This is a genomic window from Streptomyces uncialis, assembly GCF_001905345.1.
In the GTDB taxonomy this organism is placed as follows: Bacteria; Actinomycetota; Actinomycetes; order Streptomycetales; family Streptomycetaceae; genus Streptomyces; species Streptomyces uncialis.
Genome location: NZ_LFBV01000004.1, coordinates 119,755 through 139,239 on the forward strand (window position 1 = coordinate 119,755; position 19,485 = coordinate 139,239).

The 19,485-nt window shown below is 71.9% G+C and carries 18 protein-coding genes; 13 read left to right on the top strand and 5 right to left on the bottom strand.

From position 1 onward, the window contains the following. The first annotated feature begins 198 nt into the window (after window positions 1-198). A complete protein-coding gene (locus AB852_RS17725; protein ID WP_073789453.1) occupies window positions 199-1,026 on the top strand; it encodes a sulfurtransferase in 828 nt (275 codons plus the stop codon). A 120-nt stretch (window positions 1,027-1,146) separates the two neighbouring features. Here AB852_RS17725 and sepH read toward each other — a convergent pair whose 3' ends face one another. Further along, entirely contained in the window at window positions 1,147-2,235 is a 1,089-nt protein-coding gene (sepH, locus tag AB852_RS17730; protein WP_073789455.1) for a septation protein SepH, read from the bottom strand. 545 nt (window positions 2,236-2,780) lie between these two features. On the opposite strand from sepH, the gene AB852_RS17735 reads away from it, so the two are divergent. Then, window positions 2,781-3,920, top strand: coding sequence for a hypothetical protein (locus AB852_RS17735; RefSeq protein WP_073789457.1), 1,140 nt, complete (start codon window positions 2,781-2,783; stop codon window positions 3,918-3,920). 201 nt (window positions 3,921-4,121) lie between these two features. On the opposite strand, the gene AB852_RS17740 is transcribed toward AB852_RS17735, so the two are convergent. Both AB852_RS17740 and AB852_RS17745 read right to left on the bottom strand, forming a co-directional pair. Continuing rightward, complete coding sequence (locus tag AB852_RS17740; RefSeq protein ID WP_073789459.1) at window positions 4,122-5,432, bottom strand: D-arabinono-1,4-lactone oxidase; 1,311 nt, start codon at window positions 5,430-5,432, stop codon at window positions 4,122-4,124. Beyond that, window positions 5,401-6,636, bottom strand: a complete 1,236-nt coding sequence (locus AB852_RS17745; protein ID WP_073789462.1) for an MFS transporter — start codon at window positions 6,634-6,636, stop codon at window positions 5,401-5,403. The genes AB852_RS17740 and AB852_RS17745 overlap by 32 nt, the downstream gene beginning before the upstream one ends. A 210-nt stretch (window positions 6,637-6,846) precedes the next feature. Between AB852_RS17745 and AB852_RS17750 the strand changes: the two genes are divergently transcribed. Together AB852_RS17750 and AB852_RS17755 are read left to right on the top strand one after the other, a co-directional pair. Then, complete coding sequence (locus AB852_RS17750) at window positions 6,847-8,019, top strand: ferrochelatase (protein WP_073789464.1); 1,173 nt, start codon at window positions 6,847-6,849, stop codon at window positions 8,017-8,019. Further along, window positions 8,016-8,834 (top strand): inositol monophosphatase family protein, encoded by an 819-nt coding sequence (locus AB852_RS17755; RefSeq protein ID WP_073789467.1) that lies wholly within the window; start codon window positions 8,016-8,018, stop codon window positions 8,832-8,834. Before AB852_RS17750 ends, AB852_RS17755 begins: the two co-directional genes overlap by 4 nt. Window positions 8,835-9,098: 264 nt before the next feature. Here the strand turns inward: AB852_RS17755 and AB852_RS38660 are convergent, their stop codons facing one another. After that, window positions 9,099-9,278, bottom strand: a complete 180-nt coding sequence (locus tag AB852_RS38660; protein ID WP_073789469.1) for a hypothetical protein — start codon at window positions 9,276-9,278, stop codon at window positions 9,099-9,101. A 331-nt stretch (window positions 9,279-9,609) separates the two neighbouring features. Between AB852_RS38660 and AB852_RS17765 the strand changes: the two genes are divergently transcribed. From AB852_RS17765 to AB852_RS17780, 4 genes are all read left to right on the top strand, one after another. Next, a complete protein-coding gene (locus AB852_RS17765) occupies window positions 9,610-10,263 on the top strand; it encodes a response regulator transcription factor (RefSeq protein ID WP_073789471.1) in 654 nt (217 codons plus the stop codon). 4 nt (window positions 10,264-10,267) lie between these two features. Beyond that, the gene (locus tag AB852_RS17770; RefSeq protein ID WP_073789473.1) at window positions 10,268-11,512 is read left to right on the top strand and encodes a sensor histidine kinase; all 1,245 of its coding nucleotides are present in this window, start codon (window positions 10,268-10,270) and stop codon (window positions 11,510-11,512) included. A 395-nt stretch (window positions 11,513-11,907) separates the two neighbouring features. Continuing rightward, window positions 11,908-12,204 carry a DUF4193 domain-containing protein gene (locus AB852_RS17775; protein WP_073789474.1) on the top strand — a complete coding sequence of 99 codons (297 nt, stop codon included), beginning with the start codon at window positions 11,908-11,910 and terminating at the stop codon, window positions 12,202-12,204. 13 nt (window positions 12,205-12,217) lie between these two features. After that, window positions 12,218-13,210: a hypothetical protein gene (locus AB852_RS17780; protein WP_073789475.1), complete on the top strand. Its 993-nt coding sequence runs from the start codon at window positions 12,218-12,220 to the stop codon at window positions 13,208-13,210. A 63-nt stretch (window positions 13,211-13,273) separates the two neighbouring features. Here AB852_RS17780 and AB852_RS17785 read toward each other — a convergent pair whose 3' ends face one another. Further along, window positions 13,274-13,732, bottom strand: a complete 459-nt coding sequence (locus tag AB852_RS17785) for a DUF3093 domain-containing protein (RefSeq protein WP_073789476.1) — start codon at window positions 13,730-13,732, stop codon at window positions 13,274-13,276. A 90-nt stretch (window positions 13,733-13,822) separates the two neighbouring features. Between AB852_RS17785 and AB852_RS17790 the strand changes: the two genes are divergently transcribed. The 5 genes from AB852_RS17790 to AB852_RS17810 all read left to right on the top strand — a co-directional run bounded on the left by AB852_RS17790 (window position 13,823) and on the right by AB852_RS17810 (window position 19,447). After that, window positions 13,823-14,407: a PaaI family thioesterase gene (locus tag AB852_RS17790; RefSeq protein WP_073789477.1), complete on the top strand. Its 585-nt coding sequence runs from the start codon at window positions 13,823-13,825 to the stop codon at window positions 14,405-14,407. Beyond that, window positions 14,404-14,946, top strand: coding sequence for a dUTP diphosphatase (dut, locus tag AB852_RS17795; protein WP_178391050.1), 543 nt, complete (start codon window positions 14,404-14,406; stop codon window positions 14,944-14,946). Before AB852_RS17790 ends, dut begins: the two co-directional genes overlap by 4 nt. Window position 14,947: 1 nt before the next feature. Next, complete coding sequence (locus AB852_RS17800) at window positions 14,948-15,715, top strand: DUF3710 domain-containing protein (RefSeq protein ID WP_073789478.1); 768 nt, start codon at window positions 14,948-14,950, stop codon at window positions 15,713-15,715. A 333-nt stretch (window positions 15,716-16,048) separates the two neighbouring features. Next, window positions 16,049-16,720 (top strand): ABC transporter ATP-binding protein, encoded by a 672-nt coding sequence (locus tag AB852_RS17805; RefSeq protein WP_107499290.1) that lies wholly within the window; start codon window positions 16,049-16,051, stop codon window positions 16,718-16,720. 183 nt (window positions 16,721-16,903) lie between these two features. Further along, window positions 16,904-19,447, top strand: coding sequence for a DUF4118 domain-containing protein (locus AB852_RS17810; RefSeq protein WP_073789480.1), 2,544 nt, complete (start codon window positions 16,904-16,906; stop codon window positions 19,445-19,447). Window positions 19,448-19,485 lie beyond the last annotated feature (38 nt).

The window sequence follows — 19,485 nt, forward strand, 5'->3', positions numbered from 1 at the left end:
TCCTTGGTCTGCCGGTCGCCGTCGCCATGGAGTGGTCGTCGAGCGACCTCACTCGGTCATTTCTGCGCCGTGGGGCAGTCAATGCCGATCATTTGTACACCGGGTACGCAGCCCCGTACAGCGAGTGCTCAGCCACGCCCGGCCCACTATGCCAGCCGCGGACGGCCGCGTCGGCCGCCCGTGCGCCAGGATGGGGCCATGAATGCCATCATCTCCGCATCCGAACTCGCGAGCGACCTGACGGGCCCGCGTCCGCCGGTGGTGCTCGACGTCCGCTGGCAGCTCGGCGGCCCCTCGCTGCGGTCCGCCTACGAGCAGGCGCATGTACCGGGTGCCGTGTTCGTCGACCTGGACGCCGATCTGGCGGGTCCCGCCGGCGCGGGCGGCCGCCATCCGCTGCCGGACGTGGCGGAGTTCGGCGCGGCGATGCGCGCCGCGGGGGTCGACGCCGACCGGGACGTGGTCACGTACGACGGCGGTCAGGGCTGGGCCGCGGCGCGCGCCTGGTGGCTGCTGCGCTGGACCGGGCACCCCTCGGTCCGGGTCCTGGACGGTGGTCTGGCGGCCTGGGAGGGCCCGCTGGAGGCAGGAGAGCCGGAACCGGAGCCGGGGAGCTTCCGGCCCGCGCCGGGCGCCCTCCCGCTGCTTGACGCCGACGGCGCCGCGGCGCTGGCCCGCACCGGGCTGCTGCTCGACGCGCGGGCGGGGGAGCGCTACCGGGGCGAGGTCGAACCGATCGACCGCGTCGGCGGTCATATCCCGGGCGCGGTGTCCGCCCCCACGAGCGACAACGTCACCGCGGACGGCCGCTTCCGCTCCGCCGGTGAACTGACCGGGCGGTTCGGGTCGCTGGGCGTGTCGGAGGGACGCCGGGTCGGGGTGTACTGCGGGTCGGGGGTCTCCGGGGCGCACCAGGTGCTGGCCCTCGCGGTCGCGGGTGTCCCGGCGGCCCTGTACGTGGGCTCCTGGTCGGAGTGGTCGTCGGACGGTTCCCGTCCGGTGGCGACGGGTCCGGAACCCCAGTAGCCGATGGCGGGATGAGGGGCGGTCACCGGGGGTGGCCGCCTCGCGCGCGTGGAGCGTGTCCGCCGCGCCACCCGGCCGGGCGGCGTGACGGACACGGATCGTGCAGGTCGGGACGCGGGGTCAGTCGGGCTTCTTACGGCGGGTGCCGAAGACGATCTCGTCCCAGCTGGGCACCGCCGCGCGGCGGCCCGGCCGGACGCCGTCCGCCTCCGCCTGCCGGTCGGTGGCCCCGACCAGCCGGTCCCGGTGGCTCGTGACGGCACGCGGCATCAGGACATCGGCGTAGGCGGACCCGGCCCCGGCGGAGGCCGCCGGGGCGGGCGGCTCCTCGGCCTCGGGGTCGGCCTCGGGCTCGTCGGCCTGGTGCTCGGCGGTGGCCGCCGGGGGGCGTTCCGGTACGACCATGTCGCCGCGGAAGCTCGGGACGGCCTCCAACAGGCTGGTGAGCGAGTCACGGTTCTGCTCGGCGGTGATCTCGTCGGACTCCCCGGGCGGCAGTCCCGCGCGGTCCGTCTGCCGGTCCAGGGCGCGGTCCATCGACCGGTCGCGGGGCAGCCGGGCGATGCGAGGGACGAACGGGAAGCTCGGCTCGGGCGCCGCCATGTCGTCGGTCTCGCCGATCAGCGAGCGCGCCTCTTCGTCGACGGCCTGCACCAGACGGCGCGGCGGGTCGTACGTCCAGCTCGCGGCGTGCGGTTCACCGGCCACGCGGTAGACGAGCAGCACCTCCCAGGTGCCGTCGTCGCGGCGCCAGGAGTCCCACTGGACGGTGTCCTTCTCGGCACCGCGCAGCACCAGGCGCTCCTGGACGGCCTCACCGAGCTGGGGTCCGGCGTTCTCCCCGGGGCGGCGTACCGGTGTCTTGCGCGCCCGCTCGGCCATGAAGGCACGCTCGGCCAGGACGGGGCCCTCGAAGCGGCGGACCCGGTCGACGGGGATACCGGCGAGCGAGGCGACCTCTTCGGCGCTGGCGCCAGCGCGTATACGGGCCTGGATGTCACGGGGCCTGAGGTGGCTCTCCACCTCGATCTCGATCTGGCCGAGGCGGGGTCGGTCGCCACGTACGGCGGCACGGAGACGTTCGTCGATCGGAAGCGTGTACTCCGTGCTGTCCGCAGCCTTCAGCACCAGCCGTGTGCCGTCATTGGAGACGGCCACGACACGCAGTTCGGGCATGGGGACCTCCCGGGTGGTGCCTGCCGACGTCACGTGCGTCGCTGCTTCCGCTAGTCGAGTGTGGCCTGCCCGGGTGCGGCCTGCCACAACCTTGCCGAGATGATTCGGCGTGTCGGGCGAGGGCCCGGGGCCGCCGTTATGACACGGTGACCTGATCGCAACGCTAAGTGACCGTGATGGTCGCCCTGTGCAACGAGTCCCCTCCCGGGTGGGTCTGGAAGGCTCCGGGCACCCCTGTGGGGGACCGGACCCAGGGCTCGCAACAGTACTCCATTCGGGCCACCCGGGGAGACCGGCACGCCGCCGAAGTTCTCGTGGAGGGCGGGAGTTGATGCGCGCGCGAGCCGCCTTCCGGGGCCGGAACACGCCGCTGAGCTCGACGGATCGACGTGGCAAGCTTCACGTAATCCCCCTAAACGGAACTAATCACTTCGTGTGTACGTCCCTTTCTCGTGCAAGACGTCGAGAAAGGCAGGCTGGGTACGGAGATGCGTGAGAAGCCGGATACCGGCAGGCGGTCACAGGGAGACGAAGGGAGCCGAGCGCGCCGGCCGACGCGCACAGCGGAAGATCACCCGGTGCCGACGGGCTCCGGGGTGACGGAAGCCGCGAATGCGGAGAGTGACGGCAGGAAGCGGCTGGACCTGAGTGTTCCTCAGGTCGCGGGCAGCGCGGTCGCCGCGGTGGTGGCCGCCAAACTCGCCTCCAACGTCGGTGTCTACGGCACGATCATCGGCGCGGGACTGGTGAGCATCGTCGCCACCTGTGGAGGTTCGGTCTTCCAGCACTTCTTCGCGCGCACCGGTGAACGGGTGCGTGGCGCGGCCGTCCAGTCGATGCCGAGGGCACGTCAGGTCCCGTTCCCCGGCGGTCCGGAGGGTGTGCCCGGCGATCCCGACCCGACCCGCGTCATCGACACCCGCGACCCGGCGCGTGCCCAGGTCCCCGGTCCGGCCCGCACCCAACTGCTCGCCGCCGTGGACCCGGAGGCCACCGCACGGTTCGGCACGGCCGGCCCCGGTCACCCACCCGCGGGGGACACACCCACGCGTCTGCTCGGCACGGTGCGCCCGTCCCACCCGCACGGCGACCGGGCGGACCGCGGTGGCGGTCCGTATGGCCCGCACGACGGGGACGGTGTCGGCGGTGACGAGTACGAGGAGTACGGCGAAAGCACGGTGCACCGCGCGCGTACCCGCCGCTGGAAGCGGCCCCTGATCGCCGCCGCGGTGGTCTTCGGCGTGACCATGGGCGGTATCACCACCTATGAACTCGTCTCGGGGGAGACCTTCAGCGGCGGGGGCAAGGGCACCACCATCGGAGAGGCGGTCACAGGCGACAGCGGTCGCGGCGCACGCCCCGACGACCCGGCGCCCGCGCCCGAGGCGCCCGCCGAGGAGCCGTCAGGCAGCCCCGGCCAGGACAGCACGGACGGCGGGGAGGACACCGACCGGGACGGCGACGGCGGTACCGACCCGACCGCACCGACGCCCGAGGGCGACCCGGGGACCGGCGGGCAGCAGAGCGAGCGGCCGTCGGACGAGCCCAGCACCGAACCGGAGCCCAGCACCGGCCAGGACGGCGGCCCGGGCACCGCGACCCCGCCCGGCACCGGCACCGGGAGCACCCCGCCCCCCGCGCCGACCCCGTCGCCCTCGACGGGCGGCCCCACACAGTCCGTCCCCGAGCAGCGCCAGGGCACCACACCTTCGCCCTGACGGACCGGGAACCGACGGATCCTGGAACCCAAGGACCCAAGAAGCCGACGGATCCGGGAGGTCGGCGTACCCAGGAGGTCGGCGGCCCCGGGAGCCGATGGACCCAGGAGGTCGGCGGACCCGGGAACCGGCGGCCCCGGGAACGACGACGCCCTCCCCGCGCGCGGGGAGGGCGTTCGCCGCTCCGGTCGCGCCGGGTGCTCAGTCGCCCAGGACCCGCCGCAGATAGTCGTTGCCGAACCGCCGCTCGGGGTCGAGCCGGTCGCGTACCGCGGTGAACTCACCGAAGCGCGGGTAGACCTCGGAGAGGTACTCCGCGCCCTGGGTGTGGATCTTGCCCCAGTGGGGGCGGCCCCCATGGGCCGTGAAGACACGTTCCGCGGCGGTGAAGTACGCCTGGTAGGGGGTGCCCCGGTACATATGGACGGCGATGTACGCGGTGTCCCGCGCGGACGCCGTGGACAGCGGGATGTCGTCGGCGGGCGCGGTACGCACCTCCACCGGGAAGCTCACCCGCAGCCCGGACCGCTCGACCATGGTCCGCAGTTCGAGCAGCGCGCTCACCAGCGCCTCGCGGGGGACGGCGTACTCCATCTCCATGAAGCGCACCCGGCGCGGGCTGGTGAAGACCTTGTACGGGATGTCCGTGTAGGTGCGGGCCGACAGGGCGCGGCTGGAGACCTTCGCGATGGCCGGTATCGCGGCGGGTATCACGCGTCCCACGCTGTTGACGGCCTGGAAGAGGCCGTTGGAGAGCAGCTCGTCCTCGATCCAGCCGCTCACCGGCGGGACCGGCCGGGCGGGACCCGCGCTGCGGTTGTTGCGCTTGGTGCTGCAATTCGCGGTGTGCGGGAACCAGTAGAACTCGAAGTGCTCGTTCTCCGCGACCAGCGCGTCGAAGTCGGAGGTGACCCGGTCGAAGGACATCGGCTCCTCCCGCGCGGTGAGCAGGAAGACCGGCTCCACCGCGAACGTGATCGCCGTGATCACCCCGAGCGCGCCCAGTCCGATCCGGGCGGCGGCGAAGACCTCCGGGTTCTCCTGCTCGGAACAGGTGAGCACCGACCCGTCGGCGGTGACCAGTTCGATGCCGCGGATCAGGGCGGACGTCGACGCGGAGTCCCGGCCGGTGCCGTGGGTGCCGGTGCTGGTGGCGCCCGCGACGGTCTGCACCATGATGTCGCCCATGTTCGTGAGCGAGAGCCCCTCGCGCGCGAGGGCGAGGTTCAGGCGGGCCAGCGGGGTGCCCGCCTCCACGGTGACCGTCATCGCGGCGCGGTCGATCCGGCGGATCCCCGTGAGCAGACGGGGACGGATCAGCAGTCCGTCCGTGACGGCGGCCGCCGTGAACGAGTGCCCCGTACCGACGGCCTTGATCCGCAGACCGTCCTCGGCGGCCTCGCGTACGGCGTCGGCGAGTTCGTCCACCGAGGCGGGAGTGACCTCCCGCGCCGGTCGGGCCGTGACGTTCCCGGCCCAGTTACGCCACGCGCCGCTCTTCCCGTTCGCCATCTCCGAGGGCCCCTCCCCGCTGTGGAGCCGGCTGCTTCAGCCGGCGGTATCCCAGGAACCCGACGATCACCACGACGGCACCGGAGATCCCCGGCACCACGTACCCGGCCTCGGCGCCCCGCGCGTCGATCACCCAGCCCGACGCCGACGAGCCGAGCGCGATACCGACCGCGAGCCCCGTGCTGACCCAGGTCATGCCCTCGGTCAGCTTGGCGCGCGGCACGTGCTGTTCGACCAGGGCCATCGTCGTGATCATCGTCGGAGCTATCGCCAGCCCCGCGACGAACAGCGCCACGGCCAGGACCGGCAGGTTCCCTACCAGTTGAAGCGGGATCATACTCACGCCCATGGCACACACACCCAGCAGCCATCTGCGCGAAGGGTCGCCGGTGAAGCGCACCAGACCGAACAGGACCCCGGCGAGACAGGAACCGGCGGCGTACAGCGCGAGCACGACACTCGCCAGCGCCTTGTGGCCCTCCTCGTCCGCGTAGGCCACGGTCACCACGTCCACGGCCCCGAAGATGGCCCCGGTGCCCACGAACGTCGCCACCAGTACCTGGAGCCCGGGGGAGCGCATCGCGGAGCCCTTGGTGTGGTGCTCGCGGGACTGGGGGACCGGCTCGGTGGCCCGCAGCGAGGTGAGCCAGAAGACGCCCACCGCGAGGAACACGGCCGCGAGCAGCGGGCCCGCCTCCGGGAACCACACCGTGGAGAGCCCGATGGAGATGATCGGGCCGAAGATGAAGCACGCCTCGTCGATCACCGACTCCAGGGAGTAGGCGGTGTGCAGCTGCGGGGTGTCGCGGTACAGCACCGCCCACCGCGCGCGGGTCATCGAGCCGATGCTCGGGGTGAAGCCGATCAGTGCCGAGAACGCGAAGAGCGTCCAGTCCGGCAGCGACATCGACGCCGACAGCAGCAGCCCCGTGGCGGCCACCAGGGTCACCAGCGTCGCCGGACGCAGCACCCGCCGCTGACCGTGCCGGTCGACGAGCCGGGAGACCTGCGGACCGATCACGGCCGCCGACAGCGCGATGGTGGCGGACAGGGCGCCCGCGAGGCCGTAGCGGCCGGTGAGCTGGGAGACCATCGTCACCACGCCGATGCCCATCATCGACAGCGGCAGCCGCCCGATGAAGCCCGCGGCCGAGAAGGCCTTGGTGCCGGGGCTGGCGAAGATCACGCGATACGGGCTGGGCACGGCACGCTCCGTTGCGGGCCCGCGACGGAGCCGGTCAGGCATATGGATGGCATATACAGCTTACGTGGCGGCCCGACCGCCCACGGCACCGCGTGGACGGGCGCACCACAGCGCGGACGGGCGGCCACGAACCGGCCGCACCCCGGGGACGGACACCTCACGCGTATGGCCGTTTCGGTCCTCCCGGTACGGAGTGGCAGGATCGAAGACATGCCCGACACGCTCGATCCCACACCGTACGACGCCCTGCTGCTGCTGTCCTTCGGCGGTCCCGAGGGCCCCGACGACGTGGTCCCGTTCCTGGAGAACGTGACCCGGGGCCGCGGCATCCCGAAGGAGCGGCTGAAGGAGGTGGGGCAGCACTACTTCCTGTTCGGCGGCGTCAGCCCGATCAACGACCAGAACCGCGAACTGCTCGGCGCCCTGCGCGAAGACTTCGCCGACCACGGCCTGGACCTCCCCGTGTACTGGGGCAACCGCAACTGGGCGCCGTATCTGACGGACACCCTCCGCGAGCTGGTCCAGGACGGCCGCCGGCGTGTGCTGGTCCTGGCGACCAGCGCCTACGCCTCGTACTCCGGCTGCCGCCAGTACCGCGAGGACCTGGCGGGCGCCCTGGCGACCCTGGCCGACGAGGGCCTTCCGCTGCCGGGCGTCGACAAGCTGCGGCACTACTTCAACCACCCCGGCTTCGTACGGCCCATGATCGACGGAGTCCTCGCGGCCCTCGACGACCTGCCCGCGGACGTGCGCGCGGGCGCCCGGCTCGCCTTCACCACCCACTCCATCCCGGACGCCTCGGCCGACACCTCGGGGCCGGTGGGGGAGCACGGCGACGGCGGGGCCTATGTGGCCCAGCACCTCGACGTGGCCCGGCTGATCGCCGACGCCGTGCGCGAGCGCACCGGGGTGGACCATCCCTGGAGCCTCGTGTACCAGTCACGCTCCGGCGCCCCGCACATCCCCTGGCTGGAACCGGACATCTGCGACCACCTGGAGGAGCTGCACGCCGCCGGGGCGCCCGCGGCGGTGATGGTCCCCATCGGGTTCGTCTCGGACCATATGGAGGTCCTCTACGACCTCGACACCGAGGCCACCGCCAAGGCCGCCGAACTGGGCCTGCCGGTCCGCCGCTCGGCCACCGTCGGCGCCGACCCCCGGTTCGTCGCCGGGGTCCGGGAGCTGGTGCTGGAGCGGGCCGCGACGGAGCGCGGCCGGCCGGTGGAGCGCTGCGCCCTCGGCGCCCTGGGACCCAGCCACGACCTGTGCCCCGTCGGCTGCTGTCCGGCGCGGGCCCCCAAGGCGGCGGCGGCCGGCGCCGACAGCCCCTACGACCAGCGGCGGGGCGAGGGCCGGGGCCGCGAGAAGGAGACGACACCGTGAACGAGCGCGTACGAGCCACCGACGAGCTGACGGCCGAGCTGCTGGACGTGGCCCTGGAGGCCGCCCGCCTCGCGGGTGACCTGCTGCGGGACACCCGGCCCGCCGATCTGGGGGTGGCCGCGACCAAGACCAGCGCCGTCGACGTCGTCACCGAGATGGATCTCGCCTCCGAGAAGCTGATCACCGGGCTGCTGGCCGAGCGCAGGCCGGACGACGGCGTGCTCGGGGAGGAGGGCGCCGACCGTACGGGCACCTCCGGCGTGCAGTGGGTGATCGACCCGCTCGACGGCACCGTGAACTATCTGTACGGGCTGCCCAGCTGGTCGGTGTCCATCGCCGCCCGCAAGGACGGCGAGACCCTGGTGGGGGTGGTCCGGGCCCCGATGCGCGGCGAGACCTGCCGGGCGGTCCTCGGCGGCGGGGCCTTCGTCAACGACGAGCCCGCGCGTACCCGCCCCGCACCCCCGTTCGAGAGGGCCCTGGTGGGCACGGGTTTCGGCTATCTCGCCGAGCGGCGCGAACAGCAGGCCGAGGTGGTGCGCCGGCTCATTCCGAAGGTGCGGGACATCCGCCGCGGCGGATCGGCCGCGATCGACCTCTGCGACGTGGCGACGGGACGACTCGACGCCTACTACGAGCGCGGTCTGAACCCGTGGGACCTGGCGGCGGGCGATCTGATCGCGCGGGAGGCGGGCGCCCTGACCGGTGGCCGTCCCGGTGAGCCCCCGTCCGGTGACCTGGTGGTCGCGGCCCCGGCCGGTCTCTTCGCACTCCTCCAGACCCGACTGGACGAGCTGGGCGCCTGGCACGACTGACCGGGACCCCCTCCCGGGCCCCCCATGGGCCTGTACGGCGCGTACAGGCTGTACGGGCCGGGAAGGCACCCGCATGGCCCCGGCAGGGCCGCACGAACGGAGCAGGGCCCGGCGAAGCCGCCGGGCCCTGCGTCTCACGTGTGCTGTGTCCGCCGTCCCCGGAGACCGTCCAGGGTTCTCCCGTGGCGCGGACGCAGGTACGGCCGCCGGCCGTGTGCCTGCTCCCATGGGCACCGCCGGGCGGACGGCTCCCACGGTGGTGGCTCAGACTCGCGCGCCGCCGAGTTCGACCTGGACGCCGTGCTCGGCGGCCAGACGGCGGAGATCGTCCAGCTCGGACTGCTCCACCTCGACAAGGAATTCGTCGCCGGTCTCGCGGGCCCGGGTCAGGTCGGACTCGGTCGCCCTTATGCGCTGCACGAGTCCTGCGGTGAATGCGTCCATGGTTGCGCCCCCTCGTCCTGGGTCGTGGGTCGATGGCACGGGGGTGTGCCCTGGGAAGGGGCGATCACGACTGTCGCAGCTCTGCGGAAAGCTGTTCATGGCGTGCCATATGCACAGTGTGATCGCGGGTGTGTGGTCGTCCTCCCCCCACGCTCTTCCACGGAAACCTGAACCCCGCGAGAAAATCCCCCATTCCCGGGCCCTTCCACAGGCCGTTCCCGCCTTACAGCCGGTTTATGACCGAAAGAGGCAGGATGGAGCCCCACCCCACGATTTTCATGTCGCCCGTCCGCGCCCGCGAGCGCGCGGGCGCCTAAGGAAGGACTACGACGTGCGCGTACTCGTCGTCGAGGACGAGCAGCTTCTCGCCGATGCGGTGGCCACCGGGCTGCGCCGGGAGGCCATGGCCGTCGACGTCGTCTACGACGGCGCCGCGGCCCTGGAGCGGATCGGTGTGAACGACTACGACGTCGTCGTCCTCGACCGCGACCTCCCGCTCGTCCACGGTGACGACGTCTGCCGCAGGATCGTCGAGCTCGGCATGCCGACCCGGGTCCTGATGCTCACCGCCTCCGGCGATGTGAGCGACCGGGTCGAGGGGCTGGAGATCGGCGCCGACGACTATCTGCCCAAGCCGTTCGCCTTCAGCGAGCTGATCGCGCGGGTACGCGCGCTCGGACGGCGCACCAGTGTGCCGCTGCCGCCCGTCCTGGAGCGCGCGGGCATCAAGCTGGACCCCAACCGCCGCGAGGTCTTCCGCGACGGCAAGGAGGTGCAGCTCGCCCCCAAGGAGTTCGCCGTCCTGGAGGTCCTGCTGCGCAGCGAGGGCGCGGTCGTCTCGGCGGAGCAGCTGCTGGAGAAGGCGTGGGACGAGAACACCGACCCGTTCACCAATGTCGTCCGGGTCACCGTGATGACGCTGCGCCGCAAGCTCGGTGAGCCCGCCGTGATCATCACCGTCCCCGGCTCCGGCTACCGGATCTGAGCACATGGCCGCTACACCGCCGCCGCCCACGGCGCCCCCGAAACCCACCTGGGACCCGGCACGTCCCGAGCCGCCCTTCCCCTGGCTGCGCCCGACCATCCGGATACGGCTCACGCTGCTGTACGGCGGCATGTTCCTGATCGCGGGCATCCTGCTGCTGTCGATCATCTACCTGCTGGCGGCCCAGGCCATCGGGGTCGGCAACAAGATGCCGTTCACGATCGTCTCCGGCGAGCTCCAGGTCTCCAGCCAGAGCTGTCCCGACCTCGCCGACACCCCGCGCACCCAGGACGCGATCAACGACGCCCTGGCGCAGTGTTTGAACCACCGCCGTCAGCAGGCCCTGGACGAACTCCTCAGCCGTTCCCTGATGGCACTTCTCGGCCTCAGCGTCATCGCCTTCGCCTTCGGGTACGCGATGGCCGGCCGGGTCCTGTCGCCGCTCGGCCGCATCACGCGCACCGCGCGCCAGGTGGCCGGTTCCGATCTGACCCGGCGGATCGAGCTCGACGGCCCGGACGACGAGCTCAAGGAGCTCGCGGACACCTTCGACGACATGCTGGAGCGCCTTCAGCGGGCCTTCACGGCCCAGCAGCGCTTCGTCGGCAATGCCTCCCACGAACTGCGCACGCCCCTCGCGATCAACCGCACCCTGCTGGAGGTCCATCTCTCCGACCCCGAGGCGCCGCCCGAGCTGCACCAGCTCGGCAAGACGCTGCTGGCCACCAACGAGCGCAGTGAGCAGCTGGTGGAGGGTTTGCTGCTGCTCGCCCGCAGTGACAACCAGATCGTGGAGCGCAAGCCGGTGGACCTCGCCGAGGTCGCCTCCCGCGCCATCGACCAGGCGCACGGCGAGGCCCAGCAGAAGGGCGTGGAGATCCGCGGGGAGCGCGCGCCCGCGGTGGTCCAGGGCAACGGCGTGCTGCTGGAGCGCATCGCGCTGAACCTCGTGCAGAACGCCGTCCGCTACAACGTCCCCGAGGACGGCTGGGTCGAGGTGACCACGGAGGTCCAGCACGGACAGGCGGTCCTCGTGGTGTCGAACACCGGCCCGGTGGTCCCCGCGTACGAGATCGACAACCTTTTCGAGCCATTCCGCAGACTGCGTACCGAGCGGACCAACAGCGACAAGGGTGTGGGTCTCGGTCTTTCCATCGCCAGGTCGGTGGCCCGGGCGCATCGCGGCCGTATCATCGCGGAGCCGCGGGAAGGGGGAGGGCTCGTGATGCGTGTCACGCTCCCGATCTGACACACTGCCCTCCGACACGCAGGGGATGTTCGCTTTACGCGGAATTTTCGGGACCTGTTCCCGGGAAATCCGTGTGTGATCGATCACAAGAGCGAGAATCCCGTTTTCTACTCTCCGTGATCGGTAAAGCCGCTGACGGGCCTGGAAAGTCCGGGTTTTCAGGGGTCCTGATCACGGGAAGTACACGGGGTGGCGCCCGTGAGGTGCGCCATCAGGACCGGATAGGGTCCCGATCGCCATCCACGCGGATCACCCCAGGGGGGTCCGTTCGGGTGTCGATTGAGTAACAGACCTTGATGTGAGGCAAAATCTCCGCCTCAGGTCGGGCACAAGTCCGGCCTCTCACGCGTTACGTGCGCTGAGACACCCGCAGACACCCAGAGGGGGAGAGCGATATGGCAACGGATTACGACACCCCACGCAAGACCGATGACGATCTCAACGAGGACAGCCTCGAAGAGCTGAAGTCCCGGCGCAACGACAAGTCGGCGTCGACCGTCGATGTCGACGAGTTCGAGGCCGCGGAAGGATTGGAGCTCCCGGGAGCAGACCTCTCGAACGAGGAGCTGGCCGTCAGGGTCATGCCCAAGCAGGCGGACGAGTTCACCTGCATGAGCTGCTTCCTGGTCCACCACCGCAGTCAGCTGGCCAGGGAGAAGAACGGCCAGCCCATCTGCCGCGACTGCGACTGAGGAGGGGTCGGCCGTGACTGGCTCGACCCCACCCCGGAAGCGCCGCTTCCTGAAGCGGGGAGCGGACACAGGACCGTCCGACGGCGCGCGTGACCACGAGCGGGGCCACCCGGCCTCGCTCGAAGCGCGCGACGATCGGGACGGTTCCCCGGGGCAGGCAGGGGTCATACGAGGGGCGGACGCAGAACAGTCCGGAACGGCGGCATGGGCGGACGCCCTGCTGGCCGCCGGGGCGGTTGTGCCGTCCGACCCGCACAGCGGGCCGCCAGGGCCCGCCAAGGGCCGCGTGGCGGCCGTCCGGGACGGCGTACGCGACGGCGTCCGCAAGAGCGGCAGCCGGGCCAAGGCGGGCCTGGCGTTCCTCGCCGACCGGATCATCGAGAACGCACCACGGGTACCCGTCCGCGATCTTGAGACCTTGCGCGCCCAGTTCCCCGGCCTCACGCCGGAGCAGCTGGCCGACAAGCTCGTCTCCGGCGCGGCGAACGCCACCTCGACGGTCGGTGCCGGGGTCGGCGCCGCCGCGATGATGCCCGTCCCGCCCGCCATGCCCGCGGAGATGGCCGCCGAGATCACCGGCGTCGCCGCGATCGAACTGAAACTCATCGCCGAGCTGTACGAGGTGTACGGCCGGCGCCCGCCCGGTGGCGTCAAGGAACGCACCACCGTGTACCTCGCCACCTGGTCGCAGGAGCGGGGCATCGACGTGACCAAGCCGTCGACGGTCAACGCCGCTCTCGGCGTGCACATGAAACGCGAGCTGCGTCAGCAGATCATGAAGCGGATGGTGCGCAATCTGCCGAACCTGATGCCGTTCATGGTCGGCGCGGCCGTCGGTGCCGTGATGAACCGGCGGGACACCAGGAAGCTCGCCACCCGTATCCGGGCCGATCTGCGCAAACAGCAGATCCCGTGGAGAGAGCTGACCGACCTGCCGCGGCTGCCCGCGCGCGGGCGGCGGGGCGAGCTGGAGGACGACCCGGGCCGCCGCGAGATCGAGGGCTGAGCCCCGCGGGAGCGGGCGCCCGGGGTCCGGACAGGACCCCGGACCGGCTGACGGGGTACGGGATCAGACCGTACGGGCGGCCGTCAGCGCCTTCGCCAGAGCCTCCGGATCACGTGTGGAGACATACACGTACGGTGTCGGGTCCTCCGGGTCCGTGACCGGCACCCGCAGCGCCGTCGGGATGTAGCTCCGCAGCAGCATGTGCGCGCGCGGGTCCGCCCGATGGGAACGCCAGGCGCGGGCCTCCTCCGCGTCCAGCGGCTGCGGTTCCCCGAGCGCCGACAGCGGGATACGCGCGTCACCGATCACCAGCGACCCCGCCACGACCCTGATCCGGACCGAGCCGTACGAACCGGCCAGCAGCCCCACGGCCGCCGTACCGCCGACCAGACCGCCCAGCATCGGCAGGGTGCCGAGCGGCAGCAGGATCAGCGCCATCGAGACCCCCGCCAGCACCGCGACCACCCACCACGAACGGGGCGTGGTGAGACGTTCTTCGTAAGGGGGTGCGGAAAGCTCCATGCACGCAAGCTTGGCACGCTGCGCGGGGCCCGCCAGGAGCGGGGCCCGCCCGTCCGGGGACGGCCGCGCGGACGGGTAAGGTCTGCGCCTGTGAGTGGTACTTCTACGGTCCTGACGCCCCCGGCGGACGCCACGGCGCCGGTGCGGCATCCCGACGCCCCCGCGCCCGGCGAACTCCTCGGCTCCCACTACGACCAGTGCTTCGGCTGCGGCGGGGAGCAACCCCACGGACTGCACCTCGCGACCCGTGCCCGCGACGGTGTCCGGGTCACGGCCGAGTTCACCGTACGGCCCGCCCACCAGGGCGCCCCCGGGCTCGCGCACGGCGGGGTCCTCGCCACCGCGCTCGACGAGACCCTCGGCTCGCTGAGCTGGCTGCTGCGGGTCATCGCCGTCACCGGCCGGCTGGAGACCGACTACGTCCTGCCCGTGCCGGTCGACACCGTCCTGCACCTCGACGCCGAGGCCACCGCCGTGGCCGGCCGGAAGATCTACTGCCGCGCCACCGGCCGGATCGGCGGTCCCGACGGCCCCGTCGCCGTACGCGCCGAGGCCCTCTTCATCGAGGTCAAGGTCGACCACTTCATCGACAACGGCCGCCCGGAGGAGATCCGGGCCGCCATGAACGATCCCGACAGCGTCCGGCGCGTGCGCGCCTTCGAGGTGAACCCATGATCGGCACCGAGGGTGTGACGCGCCCCGAACTCCCTGTGATGCTGCGGCGCATCGACCCCGACGTACCCCTCCCGTCGTACGCGCGGCCCGGTGACGCCGGGGCCGATCTGCGGACCACCGAGGCATGCGAACTCGCCCCCGGTGAACGGGCCGTGCTGCCGACCGGGGTGGCCATCGCCCTGCCCGAGGGGTACGCCGCCTTCGTGCACCCGCGCTCCGGACTGGCCGCCCGCTGCGGTGTCGCCCTGGTGAATGCCCCAGGGACGGTTGATGCCGGGTACCGTGGGGAGATCAAGGTGATCGTGGTGAATCTCGACCCGCGCGAGAATGTGCGGTTCGAACGATTCGACCGGATCGCTCAACTGGTTGTCCAGCAGATCGAGAGGGTCCGCTTCCAAGAGGTCGCGGAGCTTCCCGCTTCGGCACGGGCCGAGGGGGGCTTCGGCTCCACCGGGGGCCACGCCTCGGTGGGCGGCGCAGGCGGGCCCGTGGGTGGGAATCAATACGCATCGGTCGGAACCGACCGGGAAGGACATTGACGTGTTCGGACGTCGCAAGAAGATGAGCTCCGCCGAGGACGCGGCGGACGCGGCGGACGCGGCGGGCGAGGCCGAGCAGGTCGTCGACGCCGACGCGGCGGACGAGGCGGAGCGCGTACGGCTGGAGCCGGAGCCGCGCCCCGACGGACCTTGGGACAGCACCGAGGTCGGCGAGCCCGGCGAGGGCCGGGTCGACCTGGGCGGGCTCTTCGTGCCCGGGGTCGAGGGCATGGAGCTGCGGGTCGAGGTCGCCGGTGACGCGATCGTCGCCGCCACCGTCGTGCTCAAGGACAGCGCCATCCAGCTCCAGGGCTTCGCCGCCCCCAAGCGTGAGGGCATCTGGGGCGAGGTACGCGAGGAGATCGCCTCCGGGATCACCCAGCAGGGTGGCGTGATCGACGAGGTCGAGGGGCCGCTCGGCTGGGAGCTGCGGGCCCAGGTGCCCGTACAGCTGCCCGACGGCACCGGCGGCTTCCAGGTCGTCCGCTTCGTCGGTATCGACGGGCCGCGCTGGTTCCTGCGGGGAGTCATCTCCGGTCAGGGCGCCGTGCAGCCGCAGGCCGCGGGCCTGCTGGAGCAGATCTTCCGGGACACCGTGGTGGTGCGCGGTGACGGCCCGATGGCGCCCCGTGACCCGATCGTCCTCCAGCTGCCCAACAACGCGCAGATGGTGCCCGAAGGGGTGCAGCAGGAGGACCAGGCCAACAGCCGGTTCTCCGGCGGAATGGGACAGCTGGCCCGGGGCCCGGAGATCACCGAGATCCGCTAGACCCCTGACATCGGGCCTGTGCCCCGCCGGAAGCCGCTGCGCTCCTTCGGCGGGGCACAGCTCTGTCCGGGGGCGGGCCCGGGCCCGGTGCGGGGCGCCCCCGCTCGTGCGCCTGGTCCGCGGGCCCGGCCGTGCACGTTCCCGCACGGGTTCCGTGGGCGCCGCACGACGGTGCGACCTCCGGTCCGCCGACCGCCGGGGCTCGCGTCACGGGGTGGGCGGGGGATACTGTCGGCTGATCGAACGCGGGTCCGGGGAGGGGCTGTGGTGCAGGGAGTCGGTGGGCTCAGCGGTACGGCGGTGGCCCCGGGCGGGCCGGACACCGGCGGCCCCATGCTGCGGGTGGACAACCTGCACCGTTCGTACGGCACCGGAGCGGCCGCCGTCCACGCGCTGCGCGGGGTGTCCTTCAGCGTGCCGCGCGGTGAGCTGGTCGCGCTCAAGGGCCGTTCCGGATCGGGGAAGACCACCCTGCTCAACCTGGTCGGCGGTCTCGACACCCCCGACCAGGGCTCCGTCCGGGTCGACGGCCACGACCTCGCGGAGCTCGGTGAGAACGAGCTCCTGGAGCTGCGCCGCGACCGGGTCGGATTCATCTTCCAGTCCTTCGGGCTGATCCCGATCCTCAGCGCCGCCGAGAACGTCGGGGTACCGCTGCGGCTGCGCAAGGCCGACCCCAAGGAGCGCGACGAACGCGTCTCCCTGCTGCTCTCGCTCGTCGGGCTCGCCGACCACGCTCTCCAGCGGCCCGGGGAGCTCTCCGGCGGACAGCGCCAGCGCGTCGCCATCGCCCGCGCGCTCGCCAACCAGCCGTCCCTGATCATCGCGGACGAGCCCACCGGCCAGCTCGACGCCGAGACCGGGCACGCCGTCATGGAACTGCTGCGCGCGGTCGTCCGCAGCGAGGGCGTCACCGCCCTGGTGGCCACCCATGACACGGCCCTCCTCGACCTCGCGGACCGGGTCCTGGAGCTCAGCGACGGGGAGATCACCGAGGCCGTCTGACCGGCCCGGTACGTCCCCCTGCCCCTGCGTGACCAGCACCTCCTCTCTCCGTGCACACCCGTATCAGGGTTGCGTCAAGGACCCCACCCGATCGATCACACGTCCGATTTGTCGGACTTCATGGCTGTACCGTCGGAGCGCGGCCGACGCCGTGTGCGGTCATGAGTGGAAGACAATGGGGCCATGGGACGCGGCAAGCTTCGGATCTATCTCGGTGCGGCGCCGGGTGTGGGCAAGACGTACGCGATGTTGTCGGAGGCGCATCGTCGGGTGGAGCGGGGTACGGACTGTGTGGTGGGTTTTGTGGAGCATCACGGGCGTCCGCGTACGGAGGTGATGCTGCACGGCCTGGAGCAGGTGGGGCGTCGGGAGCTGGTGTATCGGGGTGCGGTGTTCACGGAGATGGATGTGGACGCGGTGCTGGCGCGGGGTCCTGCGGTGGTGCTGGTGGACGAGTTGGCGCATTCGAATGTGCCGGGTTCGCGGAACGGCAAGCGGTGGCAGGACGTGGCGGAGTTGCTGGCCGCGGGTATTGATGTGGTGTCGACGGTGAACATCCAGCATCTGGAGTCGTTGGGTGATGTGGTGGAGTCGATCACGGGGGTGCGGCAGCGGGAGACGGTGCCTGATGAGGTGGTGCGGCGGGCGGATCAGATCGAGTTGGTGGACATGTCGCCGCAGGCGTTGCGGCGTCGGATGGCGCACGGGAACATCTACAAGTCGGACAAGGTCGACGCGGCGTTGTCGAACTATTTCCGGCCGGGGAACCTGACGGCGCTGCGTGAGCTGGCGCTGCTGTGGGTCGCCGACCGGGTCGACGAATACCTCCAGGCATACCGGGGCGAGCACAACATCCGCACCACCTGGCAGGCGCGCGAGCGGATCGTCGTCGGTATCACCGGCGGTCCGGAGGGCCGGACGTTGATACGGCGTGCCGCGCGGCTCGCGGAGAAGGGCGCGGGCGGAGAGGTGCTCGCCGTCTACATCTCCCGCAGCGACGGCCTCACCGCTGCCTCCCCGAAGGAACTCGCCGTCCAGCGCACCCTCGTGGAGGACATGGGCGGCACCTTCCACCACGTCATAGGGGACGACATCCCCTCCGCGCTGCTGGAGTTCGCGCGCGGGGTCAACGCCACCCAGATCGTGCTCGGGTCCTCCCGCCGCAAGGCGTGGCAGTACGTGTTCGGCCCCGGGGTCGGTGCGACCGTCGCCCGGGAGTCCGGACCCGACCTCGACGTGCACATCGTCACCCATGAGGAAGCCGCGAAGGGCCGCGGACTGCCCGTCGCCCGGGGCGCCCGGCTCGGCCGCCCGCGGATCATCTGGGGCTGGCTCGTCGGGGTCGCCGGGCCGGTCGTCCTCGCGCTGACGCTGTCCAATGTCGACGCCGACCTCGGTCTCGCCAACGACATGCTGCTGTTCCTGTCGCTGACGGTCGCCGCCGCCCTGCTCGGCGGACTCCTCCCGGCACTGGCGTCCGCCGCCTTCGGGTCCTTCCTGCTCAACTGGTTCTTCACCCCGCCGCTGCACCGCGTCACCATCGCCGACCCCAAGAACATCGTCGCCATCGTGATCTTCGTCGGGGTCGCGGTGGCGGTGGCGTCGGTGGTGGATCTCGCGGCGCGGCGCACCCATCAGGCGGCCCGGCTGCGCGCCGAGTCGGAGATCCTGTCCTTCCTCGCGGGCAGTGTGCTGCGCGGCGAGACCACCCTCGACGCACTGCTGGAGCGGGTCCGCGAGACGTTCGCGATGGAGTCGGTGGCCCTGCTGGAACGTGCCGGGGACGGTGAGCCGTGGACCTGCGCGGGCAGCGTCGGCCCCGCCCCGGTGGAACGGCCCGAGGACGCCGACGTCGACATGCCCGTCGGCGACCATATGGCGCTCGCGCTCTCCGGACGGGTGCTGCCCGCCGAGGACCGCCGGGTCCTCGCCGCGTTCGCCGCCCAGGCGGCCGTGGTCCTCGACCGCCAGCGCCTCCAGCAGGAGGCCGAACGCGCCCGCACCCTCGCGGAGGGCAACCGCATCCGCACCGCGCTGCTCGCCGCCGTCAGCCACGATCTGCGCACCCCGCTCGCCGCGATCAAGGCCGCCGTGTCCTCCCTCCGGTCCGACGACGTGGCCTGGTCCGACGACGACGAGGCCGAGCTGCTGGCCGCGATCGAGGAGGGCGCCGACCGGCTCGACAACCTTGTCGGCAACCTGCTCGACATGTCCCGCCTCCAGACCGGCACCGTCCAGCCGCTGATCCGCGAGATCGACCTGGACGAAGTGGTGCCGATGGCTCTCGGCGGAGTCCCCGAGGACAGCGTCGGCCTGGACATCCCGGAGAGCCTGCCGATGGTCCGCGTCGATCCGGGGCTGCTGGAGCGCGCCGTCGCCAACATCGTCGAGAACGCCGTCAAATACAGCCCCGAGGGCCAGCGGGTCCTCGTGGCCGCGAGCACGCTCGGCGACCGGGTCGAACTGCGCGTGGTCGACCGGGGCCCCGGCGTCCCCGACGACGCCAAGGACCGTATCTTCGAGCCCTTCCAGCGCTATGGTGACGCCCCGCGCGGTGCCGGCGTCGGACTCGGGCTCGCCGTCGCCCGTGGCTTCGCCGAGGCCATGAGCGGCACCCTCGCCGCCGAGGACACCCCCGGCGGCGGCCTCACCATGGTCCTCACGCTCACCGCGGCGGCCGGCCGCGCCCGCCCGCGCGCCGAACTGTCCGCCCAGGTCACCTCATGACCGCGTACTCCTGCCGGACCGGGGACGTCCCGGGCCCC